General features: G+C 70.5%; 14 protein-coding genes. 5 read left to right on the top strand and 9 right to left on the bottom strand.

The genetic code is table 11. The annotated features are described in order from the left end of the window. The first annotated feature begins 55 nt into the window (after nucleotides 1–55). From GF068_RS31875 to GF068_RS31860, 4 genes are all read left to right on the top strand, one after another. Nucleotides 56–1,777 (top strand): DUF389 domain-containing protein, encoded by a 1,722-nt coding sequence (locus tag GF068_RS31875; protein WP_153823277.1) that lies wholly within the window; start codon nucleotides 56–58, stop codon nucleotides 1,775–1,777. Nucleotides 1,778–1,911: 134 nt separating this feature from the next. After that, the gene (locus tag GF068_RS31870) at nucleotides 1,912–3,246 is read left to right on the top strand and encodes a DUF4215 domain-containing protein (protein ID WP_153823276.1); all 1,335 of its coding nucleotides are present in this window, start codon (nucleotides 1,912–1,914) and stop codon (nucleotides 3,244–3,246) included. Further along, complete coding sequence (locus GF068_RS46555) at nucleotides 3,243–4,931, top strand: prolipoprotein diacylglyceryl transferase (protein ID WP_153823275.1); 1,689 nt, start codon at nucleotides 3,243–3,245, stop codon at nucleotides 4,929–4,931. The genes GF068_RS31870 and GF068_RS46555 overlap by 4 nt, the downstream gene beginning before the upstream one ends. Before the next feature lie 9 nt (nucleotides 4,932–4,940). After that, nucleotides 4,941–6,329, top strand: a complete 1,389-nt coding sequence (locus GF068_RS31860; RefSeq protein ID WP_153823274.1) for a S28 family serine protease — start codon at nucleotides 4,941–4,943, stop codon at nucleotides 6,327–6,329. A gap of 6 nt (nucleotides 6,330–6,335) precedes the next feature. On the opposite strand, the gene GF068_RS31855 is transcribed toward GF068_RS31860, so the two are convergent. Next, complete coding sequence (locus tag GF068_RS31855; protein ID WP_338046654.1) at nucleotides 6,336–7,955, bottom strand: peptide chain release factor 3; 1,620 nt, start codon at nucleotides 7,953–7,955, stop codon at nucleotides 6,336–6,338. A 187-nt stretch (nucleotides 7,956–8,142) separates the two neighbouring features. Between GF068_RS31855 and GF068_RS31850 the strand changes: the two genes are divergently transcribed. Continuing rightward, nucleotides 8,143–9,129, top strand: a complete 987-nt coding sequence (locus GF068_RS31850; RefSeq protein WP_153823273.1) for a hypothetical protein — start codon at nucleotides 8,143–8,145, stop codon at nucleotides 9,127–9,129. A 20-nt stretch (nucleotides 9,130–9,149) separates the two neighbouring features. Here the strand turns inward: GF068_RS31850 and GF068_RS31845 are convergent, their stop codons facing one another. From GF068_RS31845 to pilM, 8 genes are all read right to left on the bottom strand, one after another. Beyond that, nucleotides 9,150–9,581, bottom strand: coding sequence for an STAS/SEC14 domain-containing protein (locus GF068_RS31845; protein WP_153823272.1), 432 nt, complete (start codon nucleotides 9,579–9,581; stop codon nucleotides 9,150–9,152). Then, nucleotides 9,578–12,361 carry an MYXO-CTERM sorting domain-containing protein gene (locus GF068_RS43835; protein WP_206079591.1) on the bottom strand — a complete coding sequence of 928 codons (2,784 nt, stop codon included), beginning with the start codon at nucleotides 12,359–12,361 and terminating at the stop codon, nucleotides 9,578–9,580. Before GF068_RS43835 ends, GF068_RS31845 begins: the two co-directional genes overlap by 4 nt. An 18-nt stretch (nucleotides 12,362–12,379) precedes the next feature. Continuing rightward, nucleotides 12,380–13,093: a hypothetical protein gene (locus GF068_RS44515; protein ID WP_206079590.1), complete on the bottom strand. Its 714-nt coding sequence runs from the start codon at nucleotides 13,091–13,093 to the stop codon at nucleotides 12,380–12,382. Nucleotides 13,094–13,371: 278 nt separating this feature from the next. Then, complete coding sequence (locus GF068_RS31825; RefSeq protein WP_240807674.1) at nucleotides 13,372–15,669, bottom strand: type IV pilus secretin PilQ; 2,298 nt, start codon at nucleotides 15,667–15,669, stop codon at nucleotides 13,372–13,374. Nucleotides 15,670–15,714: 45 nt separating this feature from the next. After that, nucleotides 15,715–16,332: a pilus assembly protein PilP gene (locus GF068_RS31820; RefSeq protein ID WP_170319792.1), complete on the bottom strand. Its 618-nt coding sequence runs from the start codon at nucleotides 16,330–16,332 to the stop codon at nucleotides 15,715–15,717. A gap of 11 nt (nucleotides 16,333–16,343) precedes the next feature. After that, complete coding sequence (locus GF068_RS31815; protein WP_153823270.1) at nucleotides 16,344–16,988, bottom strand: type IV pilus inner membrane component PilO; 645 nt, start codon at nucleotides 16,986–16,988, stop codon at nucleotides 16,344–16,346. After that, a complete protein-coding gene (locus GF068_RS31810; RefSeq protein ID WP_153823269.1) occupies nucleotides 16,988–17,626 on the bottom strand; it encodes a PilN domain-containing protein in 639 nt (212 codons plus the stop codon). The genes GF068_RS31815 and GF068_RS31810 overlap by 1 nt, the downstream gene beginning before the upstream one ends. Continuing rightward, nucleotides 17,623–18,681, bottom strand: coding sequence for a type IV pilus assembly protein PilM (gene pilM / locus GF068_RS31805; RefSeq protein ID WP_153823268.1), 1,059 nt, complete (start codon nucleotides 18,679–18,681; stop codon nucleotides 17,623–17,625). The genes GF068_RS31810 and pilM overlap by 4 nt, the downstream gene beginning before the upstream one ends. Between the last annotated feature and the right edge of the window lie 78 nt (nucleotides 18,682–18,759).

Here is an 18,759-nt window from a genome sequence, read left to right as displayed (position 1 = left end):
AACCGCCTCCATTTGCTTGGTGGACGTACGGCCGAAGCGTGATATCGCAACCGCGATGGACAAGCAGGAGCCCACGACCGCGGAGGTCGAGTCGCCGTCGTTCCTGGACATGCTCGGCGGGGCGCAGGACAGGCTCGCGCTCGCGCTCGGCATCGGACCCGCCGATCGCGAGGCGACGGTGAGCGCGATGCTCGCGCGTAGCCCCGGCGAGGCGGTGGGTTACTGGCTGAAGCTGCTGCTCGCGATGGGGATCGCCTCGCTCGGGCTCGTGCTCGGCAGCACCGCCGTGGTCATCGGCGCCATGTTGATATCGCCGCTCATGGGGCCGATCGTGGAGCTCGGAATGGGGCTCGCGGTGGGCTCGCCGCTGCTCGTGCTCCGCTCGTTCGCCCGGACGACCACGAGCGTCGGGGTCGTCGTGGGCAGCGCGGCGCTGCTGACGCTCGCCCTGCCGTTCCAGGAGGTGACGCCGGAGATCGCCGCGCGCACGGCGCCGACGGCGCTCGACCTCTTGATCGCGACCCTGTGCGCGATCGCCGCCGCGTACACGACGATCCGGCCCGGCTCGGACAGCGCGGGGACGGCGGCGGGCACGGCGATCGGGATCGCGCTCGTGCCGCCGCTCTGCGTCGTGGGGTATGGCGTCGGCACCGGCGCGCAGCCCATCTGGAGCGGCGCCGGGCTGCTCTTCGTCGCGAACTTCTGCGCGATCCTGCTCTTCGCGGTCCTCTGCTTCCTGGCCCTGGGCTACAGCCGGGCGAGCGCGTCGACGAGCGAGCGGATCGAGCTCGACAGGCACCAGAAGGGGCTGATCCGGCGGATCGCGCGCGCGTTGCGGTTCGTGTTCGGCCTGAAGTACGGCCCGCTGTTGCGCGTGCTCATGCCGCTCTTGCTCGTCGCGGGCGTGTACGTGCCCCTGCGCGAGGCGCTCGCGCAGGTGACGTGGCAGGTGCGGGTGCGCGCGGGCATTCATCGAATCCTGGGCACGTTGCCGGAGAACGCGGTCCGGTCGAGCGTGACGGTGGAGCGGGACGCCGTGGCGGTCCGGCTCGTGACGCTCGGGCGCGCAGAGGAGGCGTCGCAGCTCGAGAAGGACCTGACGAGCCGGATCGCGGCCATCGCAGGGACGGTGCCCAAGGTGCAGGTGATCGCCGTGCCGGACGCGACCGCGCTCGACGCGTTGACGTCGCGGATCGAGGCGTCGAAGGTGCCGGTGGTCACGCTGCCGAAGACGCCGCGGCTCGACGATACCCGCGAGGAGGTGGCGCGCGCGCTCGACGACGCCTGGCCGCCGGCCGCGGGGCCGCTCCTCAATGTGCGGGTCGTGTTCCCGGCGGGGGCGCCGATCACGTTCGAGGTCGTCCACCAGGGGCCGCAGCTCGGCGAGCCCGGCGTCGCGCTGCTCGGCGCGCACCTGTCGCGGAGCCTCGAGACCGAGGTCTCGGTGCGGGACGTGGTGATCCCCGCCGAGCCCCTCGTGGCCGAGGCGCAGGACGTCGCGCAGTTTTTGCCTCGGGCGCTCGGGGCGCTCCGTCACCTGGACGCGGCGGACGGGCTCGTCGGGTGCGTCGAGGCGCCCGTGGGCGGGTCTCACAAGCCAAACAAAGAATCGGAGTCCGCCCTCGTGGCGCTACGCGCCCTGCCGGCATTCCAGGACAAACGAATCGTGATCGGTGAAGGGGCGCAATGGAAGCTCGCCGTTTCGCGGGGGCCCTGCCCGGAGGCCGCGGCGCAAGGAGCGGCGAAGCCGGGCGCGCCGTTCGAGGGGAGGCGCTGACCCTTTCCAGCGAGCGCGGGGCCCGAAATGGCGTGACGCGTGGCGGCGAGCAAGAATGAGTCTCGCCGGAGGGGCTTGGCGCCCGGAGAGGGGTCTGTTATTCGTGGATCGCCCGGTGCAGGAAGGGGGCGGCCATGGTGCGGTTGGGGAGGTTCTCGGGGAGGTGCGGGGCGCTGTGGGTCGCCGCGTTGCTCTCGGCGGGCTGCGGGGAAGAGGCGCCGCCGTATGACGCGCTCCCGCTGCGGGACGCGCTGCGCGCGGCGCCCGAGGTGATGGCGTCGTTGCCGAAGGAGACGCGGCGCGACGTGGCGCTGCGGCTGGAGGAGTCGGCCCTCGCCCCGGTCCCCGTGGACGAGAAGCTCGTGATCCCGCCGCCCGAGGTCACGACGCTCGACGCGCTCGCGAGCGCCGCGGACGAGGCGCGCGAGGAGAAGGGCGAGGACGCGCTCGTGCTCGGCGCGATCGAGCAGGAAGGCGCGGAGATGTTCCTCGCGCCGCGGGAGGCCAAGGAGCCCGGCGATACGAGCGAGGGGCCGCCGAAGATGCGCGGGCGCCCGGGGGACACGACGGCGGCGCTCGAAGAGGCGGCGCTCCGAGGGCGCGCGGGGCGCTGGGTGAAGGAGCTCGCGGCGCGGTCGGAGGCGCAGGAGATCGTGCGGACGACGGGCCTGCCGATGGGCGCCTGGGCCTTCGAGGACAAGCTCTACGTGAATGCGTCGTGGCTCGTCGCGCTCGAAGCGCTCGAGGAAGAGGGCGCGGAGAGCGGGCCGAGCCCGGCCGTGGTCCCGATCGTAGGTTTCCCGGGGTCGAAGCCCCTGTCGGTCGATTTCAATCCGTACATGCTGCCCGACAGCGTCGAGCAATGCGCGCTCCAGGTGCAGACGACGTGCGGATGCGCGGCGAGCTCGTCGTGTGATCACGCCGTGACGGATCCGACGTTCGCGGACGCGAACGCGGAGTGCACGTGGGTGAACCAGGGCGCGTCGAACGCGGCGGCGCTCTGCGTGCTCGCGCTCATGAACATCGACGGGGTGCGGGCGTGCGTGGAGTCGGGCGGCTCGGCCTGCGCGGCGCTGCCCGTGGTGACGCGGGACGACGCGCTCGCTTTCCTGGCGAGCACGGATTGCATGAGCCTGCTCGAGCAATGCCTCGCGGACGGGACGCTGTCGCAGGGCTCGTCGGGCGGGAGCAGCGGGTCGTCGTCGAGCTGCGGGGGTTGCTCGGGCAGCTCGTGCGACGGCTGCAACGAGGATTGCTCGAAGTGCAACGACAATTGCTCGAAGTGCAATGAGAACTGCTCGGACTGCAACCAGAACTGCAAGGACTGCAACCAGAACTGCAAGGGCAGCAATTGCGCCGTCGCCCGGCGGCCCGGGCAATCGCCCGTGCCCTCGCCGGTAGGTACGGCGTTCTGGTTGTCGCTCCCCATCGCGTATCTGTACCTCCTCTCGCGACGGAGGCGGCCATGAGGAGCCTCGTCGTCGCCTGGCTCGAGCGCCACGGGCTGCCCGGGTGGCTCGCGCCCGATTACATGGTGATGGTGGGGCTCGCGGCGCTGATCGGCGCGGCCATCACGCAGAGGCTCTCGCGGCGCGACGGCGCCGACGTGGGGCTCGAAGGTCGAGCGCTCGTCGCGGCGTACGCGGGGGCGCTCCTCGGCGGATACGTCCTCGAATGGCTGCGGATGTTGCCGGAGGCCCTCGCGGCAGGATCGATCCAGCCATTCTTCCGCGTGGGGCGCGCGGCGTACGGGGGGCTGCTCGTGGCGGCGCTCGCGGCGGCGGTGGTGCTGCGCCGCGGGGGCGCGAAGGCGCTGCCTTTCCTGGATCGGGCCGTCCCGCTCTGCGGCATCTCGTACGGGCTCGTGCGGACGGGCTGTTTCCTCGCGGGTTGTGATTACGGCAAGCCCACGGCGGGGCTCTTCGGGGTGCGATTCCCGGTGGACAGCCCGGCGGCGCTCGATCACGCGGCGCTCGGCTGGATCCCGCGCGGCGCGCCGAGCCTGCCCGTGCACCCGACGCAGCTCTACGAGGCGGCGGTGGGGCTCGTGGCGGCGGCGCTCGCGTCGTTGTGGCTACGCGGGCCGCGGCGCGACGGGCGGGCGTTCGCCACGTGGATCGGCCTTTACGCCGTGGGGCGGTTCCTGGTCGAGCTGCTGCGCGGCGACGCGTCGCGCGGGACGTACGGGCCCTTGAGCTCGGCGCAGGTGGTGTCGATCGTGCTGCTCTTCGGGGTGGGCGCGGCCGTGCTGCTCGCCCGGCGTGGCCCGCGGTTGTCCCTGGCCTCGGCCATGCTGGCGGCGGCGCTGCTCCTGCCCGCGGAGGCCTCGGCGCAGCCGGCGCAACCGGCGCAACCGGCGAAACCCGCTGCTTCGACCGGACAACCCCCGCCGCCTCCCGCCGGAAAAACCCCTCCTCCGGCCGCGACGCCATCCAGCGTCCCGCCGCCGCCGCCGCCGCAGGGCGCGAAGCCCTATCCGTACCCATATCCGCCTCCGCAAGGCGCGGCGCCTTATCCGTACCCTCCCCCCTACCCGTATCCGCCGCCTGCGCAGGGCGCGGCGCCCTATCCCTACCCTTACCCCTACCCGTATCCGCCGCCTCCGGGCGCCGCGGGCTCGACGCCCGTGAGATCGGTGCCGGCCGAGGAGCTGCCGCCCGAGGAGAGGCCCGCGGATCCGCAGAAGGATTACAACAAGCGACGCTTCGGCATCGGGCTCGCGGCCGGCGGGTATTTCGCGCCGGGCAGGTTCGCGGTGAAGGACGGCGCGCTCGTCGACCTCGAAGCCACGTTCCGCGTGGCCACGGGGCCGCGGCAGCGCATGGAGGTGGGCCTCGAAGGGCGCTTCGTGGGGACGGGCGACGCGACACAATGGGGGATCGGCGTGCCGATCCGGTTCGTCACGGGCCTCGGCCGGTACGCGGAGCTCGAGGCCACGGCGCTGCCGTTTTACACGCGCGTGGTCTTCGACGCGCCCTACTTCGAGCCGGCGAACGGCTTCGGCTCCCGGTTCCAGGTCGCGTTCGGCTTCCCGCTCACCTCGCATTTCGCCATCGGCTTCACGCCCCTCGGCTTCGCGGTCATGGGGTCGGGCAGCGTGAACACGCTCTTCACGTACGAGCCGCGATTCTGGCTGAAGGTCGCGCCGCTCTGAGGCAATGAGATGACGTCTCGACCCGCGCGGGCCGCGCTCGCGCTCGTGGCCCCGCTCGCCCTCTTGCTCCTGCCCGCTTGCTCGGACGACGCCGAGCCCGTCCCGCCGCCCGAGCTCGATATCGCAGGCCGGCTCGCGGCCATCGCCGGGATGACCGTGACCGAGCAGGTCTCGGGGATCGAAGGGTATCGGTACTTCGTGATGGAGTACGAGCAACCGGCCGATCACGGCGCGCCGGGCGGGCCCACGTTCGCGCAGCGCTTGCTCTTGCACCACAGGGACGAGGCGGCGCCGTTCGTGCTGGGGACGTCGGGGTATTTCGTGAGCCCCACGCGGCAGAGGCTCCGTGAGCCGGCCGCGTTGCTCCAGGCGAATCAGCTCTTCGTCGAGCAACGGTTCTTTTCGCCCTCACGGCCGGAGCCTACGGACTGGTCCCGGCTCACGATCGAGCAGGCGGCGACGGACCATCACCGCATCACCGAGGCGCTCAGGCCGATCTACACGGGCAAATGGATCTCGGCGGGTGCGAGCAAGGGCGGGATGACCTCCGTCTACCACCGGCGGTTTTTCCCGGGCGACGTCGACGGCACGATCGCCTACGTCGCGCCGCATAGCCTCGGCACGGACGATACGCGATACCTGGATTTCGTGGCGTCGCTCGGGGAGCCCACGTGCCGGGACGCGCTCCGCGGTTTTCAGCGCGAGGTGCTCCTGCGGCGCGAGGGGATGCTCGCGCGGATGGACGCGCAGGCCACGACGGATGGATACAGCTACGAACTGCTCGGCCGGGAGCAAGCGCTCGAGGTCACGGTGGTCGAGCTCGTCTTCGCCTTCTGGCAATATTACGACGCGAGTTTTTGCGGGGACATCCCCGGGCCCGCGGCGACCGACGACGAGGTCTGGGCGTTCTTGAACGAGATCCTCGGCCCGAACTTCTATTCCGACGCGGACTTCCTCGCGTACGAACCCTACTACTGGCAAGCCGCCACGGAGCTCGGTTACCCGGCGGTCGAGGAGGCGCACCTCGCGGACCTCTTGAAGTTCCCGGGGCTCGACGCGGCGGCGACGTTCCTCGTGCCGGGGCCGGGCAAGACGCCGGTGTTCGACGCCTCGGCGATGCAGGACGTGTCCACGTGGCTCTCGGCCGAGGGCGAGAGGCTGCTCTTCATTTACGGCGAGAACGACCCGTATTCGGCGGCGGCGTTCGAGATCGGAGACGCGGAGGACAGCTACGTGTACTTCGCGCCGGGGCTCAACCATTCCGCGTCGATCGTGGACCTGACGGAGCCGGAGCGCGCCGCGGCGCTCGCGTCGCTGGAGGCGTGGACGGGGGTCACGCCGGTCCTGCCGCCCCAGACGGCGATCCGGGCGCGGAGGACGCGGCGCGATCCCGATTGAAGGGTATCAATCCGCCGTGGGCAGCTTGAGCGCGCCCGCGCCGAGCTCGACGAAGCGGGTCTTGGGGAAGGCCTTCGCGCAGGTCTCGAGCTGCCATTCGCCCTTGAAGAGGACGACGGGCTGGCCGTGCACGTCGAGCGCGCCATAACCGTAGAGCTGCGATTCGAGCTCCGCGAGGGGGACGGGCTCGCCCTCGACCCAGCGGGCGAGGTTCCAGGAGAGGCGCTCGATCCGCACATCCGCGCCGTATTCATTGAGGAGGCGGTGCTTGACGACGTCGAACTGGAGCTCGCCGACGGCGCCGAGGATGCTCTCGCCCTCGCGGCCCTCCGGCGGCCGGAAGAGCTGCACGCTGCCCTCCTGCGCGAGCTGCTCGAGGCCCTTCTTGAGCTGCTTGCGCTTCATCGGATCGACCATCATGACGCGGCCAAAATGCTCGGGCGGGAACTGCGGGAGCGGCGCATATTTGATGTTCGCGCCGTCGGTGAGGGTGTCGCCGATGAGGAAGATGCCCGGATCGAAGACGCCGATGATGTCGCCCGCGAAGCCGTCGTCGACGACGGTGCGCTCCTGCGCCAGGAATTGCACGGGGTTCGTGAGGCGAATGTCGCGATCGAGGCGGACGTGGCGGACCTTCATGCCACGCTCGTACCTCCCGGAGCAGACGCGGACGAAGGCGATGCGGTCGCGGTGGGCGCGATCCATGTTCGCCTGGATCTTGAAGACGAACGCGGTGAATCGCCCGTCGTCCGGCGCGATCGCGCCCCTGTCACTCGCGCGAGGGGCCGGCTGCGGCATCATCTCCACGAAGGAGTCGAGGAGCTGCGGGAGGCCAAAATTGGTCAATGCGCTGCCGAAGAACATGGGCGTGACCTCGCCGCGCGCGAGCTTGCCCGTGTCGAGGGCGTCGCCGGCCGCGTCGAGCAGCTCGACGTCCTCGCGGAGCTGCTTCACGCCCTCCTCCTCGACGGCCTCGCCGAGCTCGGGCGAATAGAGGTCGTGCGCCTGCATCGGCGCCATCTCGGCGCCGTGCGCGACCTGCTGGAAGAGGAACACCTGCCGCAGGACGCGGTGATACACGCCCTTGAATTGCCCGCGGACGGTGATCGGCCAGGTGATCGGATAGACGCCGATGCCGAGGACCTCCTCGACCTCGCCGATGAGCTCGAACGGATCGCGGCCGGGCCGGTCCATCTTGTTGACGAAGCTGAAGATGGGCATCGAGCGCAGCTTGCAGACGCGGAACAGCTTCTTCGTCTGCGCCTCGACGCCCTTGGCCGAGTCGAGCAGCATGATGGCCGCGTCGGTGGCCATGAGCGCGCGATAGGTGTCCTCGCTGAAGTCGGCGTGGCCCGGGGTATCGACGAGCGAGAGCAAGCGGCCCTTGTACGGGAACTGCAGGACGCTCGACTGGATGGAGATGCCACGCTCGCGCTCCATCTCCAGGTAGTCGCTGACGGCGTGCGCCCGTGCGCGCTTGGCCTTGACCGCGCCCGCGAGCTGGATGGCCCCGCCGTACAGCAGGAGCTTCTCGGTGAGCGTGGTCTTGCCCGCGTCAGGGTGGGAGATGATGGCGAAGGTCTTGCGGCGAGAGATCTCGCGCTGGAGGAGATGAGGGTCGGACACGGCGGCGCGCGCACCTTAGCACCCCGCGACGAGGGCGCGAGGGGCACGTGGCCGAGACGGACGGGCCGCTCCACGGGGCGCTGGCGGCCGCCACCCGATGAGCGGCGGCGCCACCCCCATGCGCCCGTGGTTTGCCGCGGATTCCAGGGCGTCTCGGCCTGGCACGAGGCTCGCTCTCGGGCGGCGCGTGGAAACGACCGAGCGCGGCGCGGGGCGAGCCATGGAGGGGGCCGACGACATCGACCTGATCCTCCGTCACGTCTCGCGCAAGCTGCCACGCGCCGTGGCGCGGGCGCTCGTCGATTGCGATGAGCTCGTCGAGCCTCTGGAATGGGTCGACACGCAGGTGACGTCGCGACAGCGGCGGCTCGATCGAGCGCTGCTCGTGAAGGCGGGCCAGGAAAAACGGCTGCTCCACGTGGAATGGGCGCGGACGATGACGCGCGACGTGTCGTGGCGCATCTTCGAATACAACACCCTGACGGCGCTGGCCCTGGGCGACGAGGCGCGCGCGCGGCGCGGGGCGAAGCCCTGGGAGGGGCCGCCGCGCGTCGAGAGCGTGCTCGTGCTGCTCTCGGGCCGGGACGAACCCTGGCCCGCGGAGGGTGCGTACCGGACCTCGCCGGACGACCGGCCGTTCTCCGGCGTGACCTTCCGCGTGGAGCCCGTGTATCAGCGGACCGTGGCCGAGCTCGTGCGGCGGGCGACCGAGCAACGAAGTCCGCTCTGGTTGATCTTCGCGCCTCTGGCGAGAGACGTGGACGGGGACAAACTGGCGCACGTCGTGGAGCTCTTGCGCGCGCAGAGCGCACCCTGGGAGTTCGAAGAGCTCCGCGCGGCCATGGCCGTCCTCGCGGAGACAAACCGTCGTGTGAAGGGGCTCAGGGATGTGGTACTCTCCGAGGTGTCGAAGGGTGTGGTCATGCAAAACTGGTTCTACCGAGAAGGGCGAAAGGACGGCCGGAAGGACGGACGCAGGCAGGGGCAGCTCGAGGCCCTCGGGCACCAATTCGAACGGCGGCTCGGGCGCCCGCTGACCATGCCCGAGCGACAGAGGCTCGAGAGCCGCCTGGCGAAGCTCGGCGCGGCGCGGGTGGGCGACGTGGTGCTCGAAAGGACGACCGAAGAGCTCGTCCGCTGGCTCACGCCGAAGGCGCCGAAGAGCGAGGCGTGAGCCTCGCCGCCGTCACCCCCTCACCCCCCCGCCAACCTCGGCCGCATCTGCGCGAGCCACGCGCGCGCCGCGGCCTCGTCGTCGCCGTGGAAGACGAACCGCTCCCGCGCGCCGAGCGCGGCCGTGGCGCGCATGAGCATCCCGATGGACATGCGCAGCGCGAAGCCGCCCCCATGAAGGGCGACGGCGCGGCGCGGGAGGCGAATACGATGTGACGAGAGCGCGACCTTCCGCGCACCCGCGGTCCAGGTCGTCACGCGCGAGACCGAGGCGAGGACGAGCAAGTAGGGACGGTCTCCACCAAACGCCTCGAGCGCTTCGACGAGGTCCCGGAGCTCCTCGCCGAGCTCGCCACAAAGCTCGATGTGGACCGTATCGGCCTCCTCGAACACGAGCCGGTGCGCGCCGATTCGTAGCTCCGTACCCACCGACACGTTCCCTGCTTTCGTCACCCGGCGCGGAGCTTACGCGTGTTCCGGCGCCGCCGCAGGAGAAAAAGCGCGGCGAGGGAGAGCAGGCCCGGCGAGGTCGCCGGCGCTTCGCCCGTCACCCGGCACCCACAACCGTCGTCCACGAGCAGCGGCCCGGAAAGGCCGCCGCCCGAGGAAGCCGCGCCGCCCATTCCACCAAGGCCACCAGCACCCCCCGCGCCGCCATTGCCGCCATTGCCGCCAGCGCCACCATTGCCGCCAGCGCCACCCGCGCCGCCATTGCCGCCAGCGCCGCCATTGCCGCCGCCGCCGCCATTCCCGCCAGCGCCGCCGCTTCCGCCGCCGCCACCGCTTCCGCCTACGCCGCCGCTTCCACCTACGCCGCCGTTTCCGCCGCTTCCGCCTACGCCGCCGCTTCCGCCGCCGCCGCCGCTTCCGCCGGCCCCGCCTTCCTCCTCCGACACGATCCTCGCCCGGGCGCGTATTCGATCCGTCACGTCATCAAACGCCCCATACACGACGAGCACCCTCCCGGCTGGCCCCGCATGCACGATCGACGCGCTCTCTTCGCCCGGCTCCGCGCTGATCACGAAGGGCACTCCATTCACCGGCGTCCCCTCGGCCGAGAGCCGGAGCCCCGCGAGGTCACTCGCGCCCGCGTCGCCCGTCGAATACGTGAGGACATGACCCGCGCCGTCGAAGGCCACCGAGGGCGCGCGTTCGGCCGCCGGGGTCGCGACGAGCGGCACGCCCGCAGGATCGAGGACGACCCCCGCCGTCGTCACGCGCGAAGCAAAAACGTCGGGCGCCGTGGGCGCTCGGTCGTCGGTCCAGGCGACGAGGAAGTCCGCGCCATCGTACGTGACCGAGGGGCGCGTCTGCGCATTCGGCGCGACCGCGACCGCAATACCCGCGGGGTCGAGGACGGCGCCGCTGATCGGGTCGATCCGGTAAGCAGAAATGTCGCCGCTCGGATCGACGCGATGATCGGAGGCCACGGCGAGGAAAAGTGAACCATTCGAGGCGATGTCCGATACGAACTGCGAGCCCGGCGCGGTCGTGATCGGAAACCCCTGGGGATCCTGCACCGCGCCGAAGGGAGAGACGCGGGCGCCATAGATGTCCCACGCCGTCGCCGCATGACGATCGTCGAGCCAGGCGACGAGCCAGGCGCCACCCGTGGAGGCGACCGAGGGCGACTCCTGGGACGAGATGCCCGTGGCCACAGGGAAACCGCCGGGGTCGAGGACGACGCCGGCAGGGCTCACGCGCGCCGCATACACGTCGGATTGGTTCTGCGTGGTGCGCCGGTCGGTCCAGACGACGAGGTGATTCGTGCCATCAAACGCGACACGCGGGCTCGCGACGGGACCCTGGCCGGCAGTGACGAGGATCGCCGCGGCGTCGAGGACGTCCCCCGCGGGGCTCACGCGGGCGCCCGCGATGACGCTGCCCGATTGCCGAGAATCCGCCCAGACGACGAGCCAGTTCGTGCCGTCGAACGCCGCGTCGCCGACGATCTCCGTATTGGGCTCCGTGGAGAGGAGCCGAGGCGCGTCGACGGTCGTCGTCCCCTGGCCGATCCGCGCGCCGAAGATGTCCCGATCGTCGCCGTCGCCCTCCCAGACGGCGAGGCTATGGCCGCCGCCGGGCGCGAGCGCGACGGACACCTCGTCGGCGCCCCCTTTAAGCACGGCGAAGCCCGCCGGGTCGAGGACCGTGCCCTGGGGATCGACGCGGGCTCCATAAAGGTCGTAGAGCCCGCCGCCATTCCGAAGGTCCTCCCAGACCGCGACGTAATTCGAGCCGTCCCACGCGACCGCGGGATATCGCTGCGCGCCCGCCGCCGCCGAGACGAGCACCCCCGCGGCGTCGAGGACCACGCCGTCCACCCCGAGGCGCGCGCCATAGATGTCGTAGGAGCTGCCGCTGCGGTAATCACGCCAGACGACGAGAGAGCCCGCGCCGCTGCTCGTGATGGCCGGATACATCTGGCTCGCCGCGATCGCGGACACGGCGATCCCCGCGGGATCGAGCAGGGCGCCCATCGGCGTCACGCGGGCGGCATAAACGTCCTGGCTCGTGCCGCTGCGATAATCCTGCCAGGCGACGACGAAATTCGTGCCGTCCCACGCGACCGCGGGGAAGGTCTGCTCGTTCGTGGCGCCGCCGACCTGCAGGCCGAGGGGATCGAGCAGGACGCCATTCGAGAGCAGGCGCGCGCCGTAGATGTCGTTCGAGGTGCCATTGCGAAAGTCCTCCCAGACGACGAAGACGCGGCTCGACCCTCCGGCCATGGCCGGGGCGCGTTGCGCATTCGCGGCGCCCGCGAGGACGAATGAGGGGCCGAGCGGGGCGCCGTCGGGGGCGAAGCGGCGCGCGCGGATGTCCCAGCTCGTATCGTCGCCGGGCACGCCATTCTCCCAGGCGACGACGAAACCCGCCCCGTCCCAGGCGGCGGCGGGGGCGAGGTTTTGCCCGACGGCCGGCTCGATCTCGAAGCCCTGGGGGTCGATCGGCGCGCCCGAGGGGCCCACGAAGGCGCCACGCAGGCCAACGGCGAGGCCGTCCGCCGAGGGCGCCTCCCACACGACGAGCCATTTGGATCCGTCGAAGGCGACGGCGGGGTTCTTCTGTTTGCCCCTGGAAGGACCATAGTCCGGGGCGTCGAGCGTGATTGCAGGGGAGACGATCCGGGCCGCGTGGGGCACGAGGTCGGGGAGGCGGGCGCCCACGCCAAAAAAGGCGAGGAGGAGGGTGCCTAGGCCAAAGGAGACGGAGAGGGAGCCCGGACGTGCCATGCCGGGAAGATACGATCGTCAGCGAGGTCGTTCGAGGGAGAACGTGACCGTGACGCCGACGGGATCACTGCTCGGCGCGCCGACGGCCTTGTTCTTGAGGAGCAGGCGGATGCAGGAGGCGGCCTCCTCGGTGACGCCCTTCTTGCTCTCGATCTCGACACCCTCGGCGCGGCCGCGCACGCGGACGAGGAAGCTCAATTTGATCGAGCCCTTCGCCGCCTCGAGGCCACCATTGTCGGCGATGCACTTCGTTATGCCCTCGAGGTTGTTGTTGACGAATTTCTCGGCGCGCGGGACCTCGCCGCCCTCGAATTTCGGCGCGGAGACCGTGATGAGGGGCGGAGGGCCAGGCTTCGGTTTCTCCGCGGGTTTCTCCGGCGGCGGCGGAGGTGGCGGCGGAGGCGGAGGCGGCGGCGGCGGCGGGGCCGCATCCGGGCCGGCGTCGGGCGCGGGGGGCTCGGGTTGCGGGGCGGGCGGGAGCCAGCCGGCGTCACGCTCGTCGGGGCGCAAGCAACGGACGAATCCACGGTGCGGGTCTTCGAGGGCGCCGTGGGGGCATTTCGACGGATCGTCTTCCGTTTTTCGGCCGAGCGTGTCCGCCTCCATATCGGTCGAGGCATGACTCTTCCCGACGGGACCGGCGTCCGGCATCGCAGCGCCACAAGCCCCCGCCGAGGCGAGGCCGAGCAGGGCCGCGGTGGCCATACGAAACCAGTTCGAATGCGGGCTCATCACGGAGGAACCTAGCGGCCCGAAGAGGAGAGGGCCAGAAAAGGGACGACGACAGGATTGCCCACCCGCTGGTGTACGGCCGCCCGCCGCCGCGCAGGATCGTCCACAGGCTGGCGTACGGCCGCTCGCCGCCGCGCAGGATCGTCCACACGCTGGCGTACGGCCGCCCGCCGCCGCGCAGGATCGTCCAAAGGCTGGCCTACGGACGATCCCCGCCGCGCAGGATCGTCCAAATGCTGGCCGACGGACGATCGCCGGCCGACAGGAGGAGAGGTGGGCTACTTCCCGAGCGCTTCCGCCCGGTTCACGATCCGCGGGGTGATGAAAATCACGAGCTCGCTCCGGGTGTCGCTCGACCTCCGGCGCTGGAAGAGCACGCCGAGGATCGGGATGTCGCCGAGCACCGGGACCTGGTCGAGGTTGCGGCCGGTGTTGCGCGTGAAGATGCCGCCGATGACGGCGGTGTGGCCGTCCATGATGAGAAGGTCGGTCTCGGCCTCGCGCTTGAGGATGGTGGGATCGCCGCGGGCCGAGGTCTGGTTGAAGTCGGGCTCGTCGCGGTTGATCTTGACGTGCATCGCGACGCTGCCGTCGCTCGTGACGTGAGGCTTGACGAGGAGCTGGAGCTTCGCCTCCTGGAACGTCGTCTGCACGCCCTGCGCGCTGATCTGCGAGAACGGGATCAACGTGCCCTGGCTGATGCGCGCCTCGCGGTTGTCGAGCGTGAGGATACGCGGGCTCGACACGATCCGCAGAAGGCCACTCGCCTCGGCCGCCGAGAGGCGAACGGCGAGGTTCACCGTGTTGTCGATCGAGCCGAGGCTCAGGCCGAGCGCGCCGCCGAGGCCCGTGCCCGTGATCGCCGGCAGGTTGACCGCGAAGTTCGGGTTCTGGACCCGGTTCTCGAAGGGCGAGAGGCCACCCGTGGGCGTGGCCTGATCACTCGCGCCGCCGACGAGGCCGATACGCGAGGGGAAGACGAGGCCCGTGGGGTTGCCCGTCGCCGAGCTGAAGGTCGTGTCGCCGCCCCACTGGATGCCGACGTCGCGCAGGTAGCGGCTCGTCGCCTCGACGATCCGCGCCTCGATGAGGACCTGCGGCGTCTGCGTGTCGAGCGCGCGCACGAGCTCCTCCATCTGGTCGAGGTTGCCCGCGACGTCACGCGCGACGAGGACGTTGGTCCGCTCGTCGACGGCGAGCGAGCCACGCGGCGAGAGCAGGTCCTTGCCGCGCGCCTGGAGCTCCTTCGCAGCCGCGTAGTTGACCGGGATGAGGCGCGTCTCGAGCGGCGCGAGGGCGAGCTCGCTCTTCCTGCGCGCGAGGTCGAGCTCGCGCTCCTTGTTGAGCTCGGCCTGCGGCGCGACGCGGATCATGTTGCCCTGGCGGACCATGCCGAGGCCCTTGGCCTGAAGCACGGTCTCGAGCGCCTGGTCCCACGGGACGTTGCGCATGCGGATCGTGACGTTGCCCTTCACGTCGTCGCTCGTGACGATGTTGACGCGGCCGACGTCGGAGACGAGGCGCAGGACGTTGTGCACGTCGGCGTCCTTGAGGTCGAGGTCGATACGACGCCCCGTGAAGCGGCGCTGCTGCGCGATCGCCGTCGGCAAGAAGCCCGCGGCCTCTTCACCGTCGACGGTCGTCACCTTCGAGGCGCTCGGCGAAAGGACGTCCTCTTCCCGCGCGACCGTGCGCACGCGCCGCGCGGCCCCGCCGTCGGCGCCGACGCCGGAGAGCATCGGGTGCGCGGCGCTGTCCGCGAACGTGAGGACGAGCGTGTTGCCTTCACGCGAGACGACGCCGAGCGCGTTTCCTTTGGGCTCGACCTCGACGACGACACGCGAGGCGTCGCTCTTGCGGCGGTAGGTGGAGATGGCCGTGACGGTGCCGCCGAAGGCGCTCACGTCGAGCTTGCGCTCGAGCGCGTCGGGCAAGCGCACGCCGTCGAGCTCGAGGATCGAGCGGCCCGTCGAGGAGGTGACGTGCGTGAACTTCACGCTCTCGTTGAGCTCGATCGTGACGCGATCCTTGCCCGGCTGGTGCTCGAAGCGGACGTTCGTCACGGCCGCGACGCTCGCAGGCTCGGCCTTGCGCGCCTCGATCTTCGGCGCCGCGGCGGACGAGCCGAGCGCAGGCGCAGGCGCAGACGCGCGCATCGGCGCGGTGACGTCGGCGGCCACGAGGTCGACGACGAGGCCCTTCGGCGTCGCGGTGATGCGGTACTCGGCCGCGCGCGCGAGCTGCACGAGGACCCGCGTGATCTTCTTGCCGTCCTGATCGAAGGTCTGCGTGAGGACGCCGCCGACGAGAGCGTTGCCTCGCGTGAGGGCCGCAGGCGCGCCCTTGATCTCGGCGCCGGAGACGTCGATCACGAGGCGCTTTCCGCCTCCGTCGACGCGCGCGAAGAAGCGCGGCTCGTCGCTCGTCTCGACCGTGACGCGAGCCTCGCCCTCGCCGGTCTTCACGAGCTTCACGTCACGGACCTCGAGCCGCGTGTTCCCGTCGGCGTACGCGCTTGCAGAGACGAAGGAGAGGAGCGCCGCCAGGAGCATCGCGGAGCGCGGTTTCGTCAGCATGCCCCCGATGCTACCCAAAGCCCGCGAACGGGGCCTAGTTCGTAGCTATCGCCGGCCCTCGTTGTTCGCGTTTTCCGTGGGGAAGAGCGCGATCACTCGCGTGACGGGGGCGATTTCCGGGTGTGCCGGGTCCTCGCGGACGAAGACGACGTCCCCGTCCCGGATGCGGTCCACGCGCCAGTTGATCGCGACGTCGATCCCGGCCGGACCACCCGTACGCACGATCTCGGGCTTGCCCACGTAGTCGCCGACCTTGACGACCCAGCCGACGTTGGCAGGGTCGGTGAAGAGCGCCCGCGGCTGCGAGCGCGTGACGATGCCCTTGAGCTCGAGCTCGTCGAGCGCGTACCTCTCGATCACCACCTGCCGCTGCACGACGGTGCGGCCCTTGGCCTGCTGCGCGAAGACGCTGGCGAAGCCGCGGAACGGATCACGGTTCTTCTCGGTCTCGGTGAAGTCGACCTCGCCGAACTCGCGCTGCGGAAGCTCCGCGGACGCAGCGGCCTTCGGCGCCCGCGCCCCGCCGTCCGCGCCCACGCCGGCATCGAGCCCTGCGCCGGGCGGAGGTTTCGCGCTCGGAGGCGGCACCCAGAGCTCGTCCTCCTCGCAGCCGGCGGCGAGCACCACGAACACGAGCGCGACGAGGAGGAGCCACGAGGACACGCGCGGCCGCGTCACTTGCCGGTCCCCCTGCGCTTGGCGCCGTCCTTGCCGTCGAGCTTGAGCGCGCGGAAGGCGGTGCCGAGGCACTCGACCGTGACCTCGGGCTCGACGGGCTGATCGGGCTTCGCCGTGCCGCTCTTCGTCGACAGCTTCATCTGGATGTCTTCCATGTTGATGATGCGGTCGATCTGCCCCACGCCGTGGAAGAACTTGGCGATCTGGTGGTAGCGGCCGGTGAGCGTGAGCTTCATCGGCACCTTGGCGAAGAACTCTTGCGGGACCTCGTCGACGGGCGTCCAGCTCGTGAGGTTCACGCCGGCGATGGTGGCCGTCTGCTGGAGCGAGGCGAGGAACGCGGGCGTCTCGGGGTCGTCGGGCAGGATCTTCTTCGTCTGCTCGGCGCGCGCCTCGCTGCGGATCTTCTCCTCGCGATCCTTCTGGTACGCCTCCTTGATGGCCTCGGCCGCGCGTAGCTCGCCGCGGAGCGTGCCCTCGCGTTGCTTGGCGGCGGCGAGCTCGTTCGAGAGGTCCTCGTAGACGAAGACGAAGAAGAGCGCGCCGACGAGGGTCATGAAGAGCAGGCCGAAGCCGATCTTGCCCGCGAGGGGCAGGCGATCGAGCGTCGAGCTCCCCGCCGAGGGGGCTTTCGGGGCCATCAGTACCTCACCTTGAGCTGGAGCGCGAAGCTCACGAGGTCGATCTTGGCGGTACGATCCTCGTCCTTCTTCCCGGGCAGGAGCGTGACCTCGTGGAAGTACGGCGAGAGCTTGAGGCGCTGCGCGAGCTCGTAGACGTCGTTGCCGTCACGCGCGAGGCCCTCGATGCGCACGGTGCGTTGTCCTTCGAGGTACGCCGTGAGCCAGAGCCTGCGCGCGTCCCAGGCCGGGTTGAAGACGGCGAGGGGGTTGTCCTTGCGTAACTTGGCGAGTTCGTCCGGGTCGGCGGAGGGGCCCTTGCCGGTGGTCATGATCTGCGCGAGCTCGAGGAGGACGGCGGTGGGGCCGGTGCGGCCGGCCTGCAGCCGCGCGATCGCTTCTTCCCGCGCACGCAGCACGGCGAGGGCCTTCTTGATCTCGTCGTGGTCGGCGACGAGCCGCTTGATGTCGTCGATCTGGCTCTTGATCTGGGCGTTCGTGCGGTTCTGCGCGTCGAGCTCCTCGCGCTTCGCCTGGTAGAAGAGGAAGAGCCCGACGATCTCGATCAGGAGCACGGCGAGCACGACGAGCAACCACCGCTGGCTCGGCTGCGTTCCGCCCGCGCCGCGCTTGTGCGGCAGGAGGTTGATCCGGATCAAGCGCGCTTCTCCTTGTCTTTGCGCATGGCGAGGCCGAGGGCCACGCAGAGCTGCGAGCCGCGGGCGCGGAGCATGTCGGCGCTGACGTCCTTGCCCTCGACGGTGACGCGCTCGAGGGGCTGGAGCATCTCGACCTGCACGCGGGAGCGGCGCGAGATCGCGGCGGAGAGCGCGGGCAGGTTCGAGGTGCCGCCGGTCAGGTAGATGCGGTGCATCTCGGGCTCGCCGCTCGTGGCGAGGAAGAAGTCGAGCGAGCGCTGGATCTCACCGGCGATCGTGTCGCAGACGGCGTCGACGATCGGCGGCACCTGCGCCGCGGGGCCGAAGGGCTGCGCGACGCTCTGGCACTTGAGCTCTTCGGCCTGCTCGAAGGTGACGCCGAGCTGCTTCTGGATCTGCTCGGTGACGTAGTTGCCCGCGTTCGGGATGTCGCGCGTGAACGAGCTCGCGCCGCGCGAGACGATGTTGATCGAGGTGAGCGAGGCGCCGACGTTGATGATCCCGAACGTCTGATCGGCGGGGATGCCGCGGCCGTACTCGAAGAGGTTCTGGACGGTGAAGGCGTCGATGTCGAGGATGAGAGGCTTGAGCTTCGCGGCCTTCGCGACCTCGAGGTAGTCGTTCACCTCTTCGCGCTTGGCGGCGACGAGCAAGAGGTCCATCTGCCCGGCCTCGGGGCGGCGACGCAGGACCTCGTAGTCGACGTGCACGTCCTTGATGTCGAAGGGGATGTGCTGCTCCGCCTCCCACTGGATCTGCTCGTCGAGCTCGTTCTGCGTCATCAGGGGGACGGTGATCTTGCGGATGATCACGGCCTGGCCGCTGATGCTCAGCGCGACCTCGCGCTGCTTGATCTTGGCGTCGGCGAGCGCTCGCCCCACGGCCGCGACGATCGCCGAGGCGTTCATCACGTGGCCGTCGACGATGCTCTGCGGCGGCAGCGGGCAGTAACCGGCCCGGACCAACGACAGCCCTTTGCGCCCTTCCTTGAGCTGGCACACCTTGATGGCGCTCGAGCCGATGTCGACGCCTACCAGGTTGTTTCCGTCCGCCATCGAATCAGTCCTCGGCCTCTTGACTGCGGCGCAGAGGCGCGCCGCCGGGCAGACCCCGGGAGAGGGTCCGAGCCAGCA

The sequence above is a fragment of the Polyangium spumosum genome (assembly GCF_009649845.1).
GTDB lineage: Bacteria > Myxococcota_A > Polyangia > Polyangiales > Polyangiaceae > Polyangium > Polyangium spumosum.
This window is presented reverse-complemented; position numbering and strand designations above follow the sequence as displayed.

Excerpts from the sequence above, each read along its gene's own strand:
- GF068_RS31860 (WP_153823274.1), top strand. The coding sequence starts at position 4,941 with ATGACGTCTCGACCCGCGCGGGCCGCGCTCGCGCTCGTGGCCCCGCTC.
- GF068_RS31870 (WP_153823276.1), top strand. The coding sequence starts at position 1,912 with ATGGTGCGGTTGGGGAGGTTCTCGGGGAGGTGCGGGGCGCTGTGGGTC.
- pilM (WP_153823268.1), bottom strand. The coding sequence starts at position 18,681 with ATGGCGGACGGAAACAACCTGGTAGGCGTCGACATCGGCTCGAGCGCC.
- GF068_RS43835 (WP_206079591.1), bottom strand. The coding sequence starts at position 12,361 with ATGGCACGTCCGGGCTCCCTCTCCGTCTCCTTTGGCCTAGGCACCCTC.
- GF068_RS31815 (WP_153823270.1), bottom strand. The coding sequence starts at position 16,988 with ATGGCCCCGAAAGCCCCCTCGGCGGGGAGCTCGACGCTCGATCGCCTG.
- GF068_RS46555 (WP_153823275.1), top strand. The coding sequence starts at position 3,243 with ATGAGGAGCCTCGTCGTCGCCTGGCTCGAGCGCCACGGGCTGCCCGGG.
- GF068_RS31825 (WP_240807674.1), bottom strand. The coding sequence starts at position 15,669 with ATGCTGACGAAACCGCGCTCCGCGATGCTCCTGGCGGCGCTCCTCTCC.
- GF068_RS44515 (WP_206079590.1), bottom strand. The coding sequence starts at position 13,093 with ATGAGCCCGCATTCGAACTGGTTTCGTATGGCCACCGCGGCCCTGCTC.
- GF068_RS31875 (WP_153823277.1), top strand. The coding sequence starts at position 56 with ATGGACAAGCAGGAGCCCACGACCGCGGAGGTCGAGTCGCCGTCGTTC.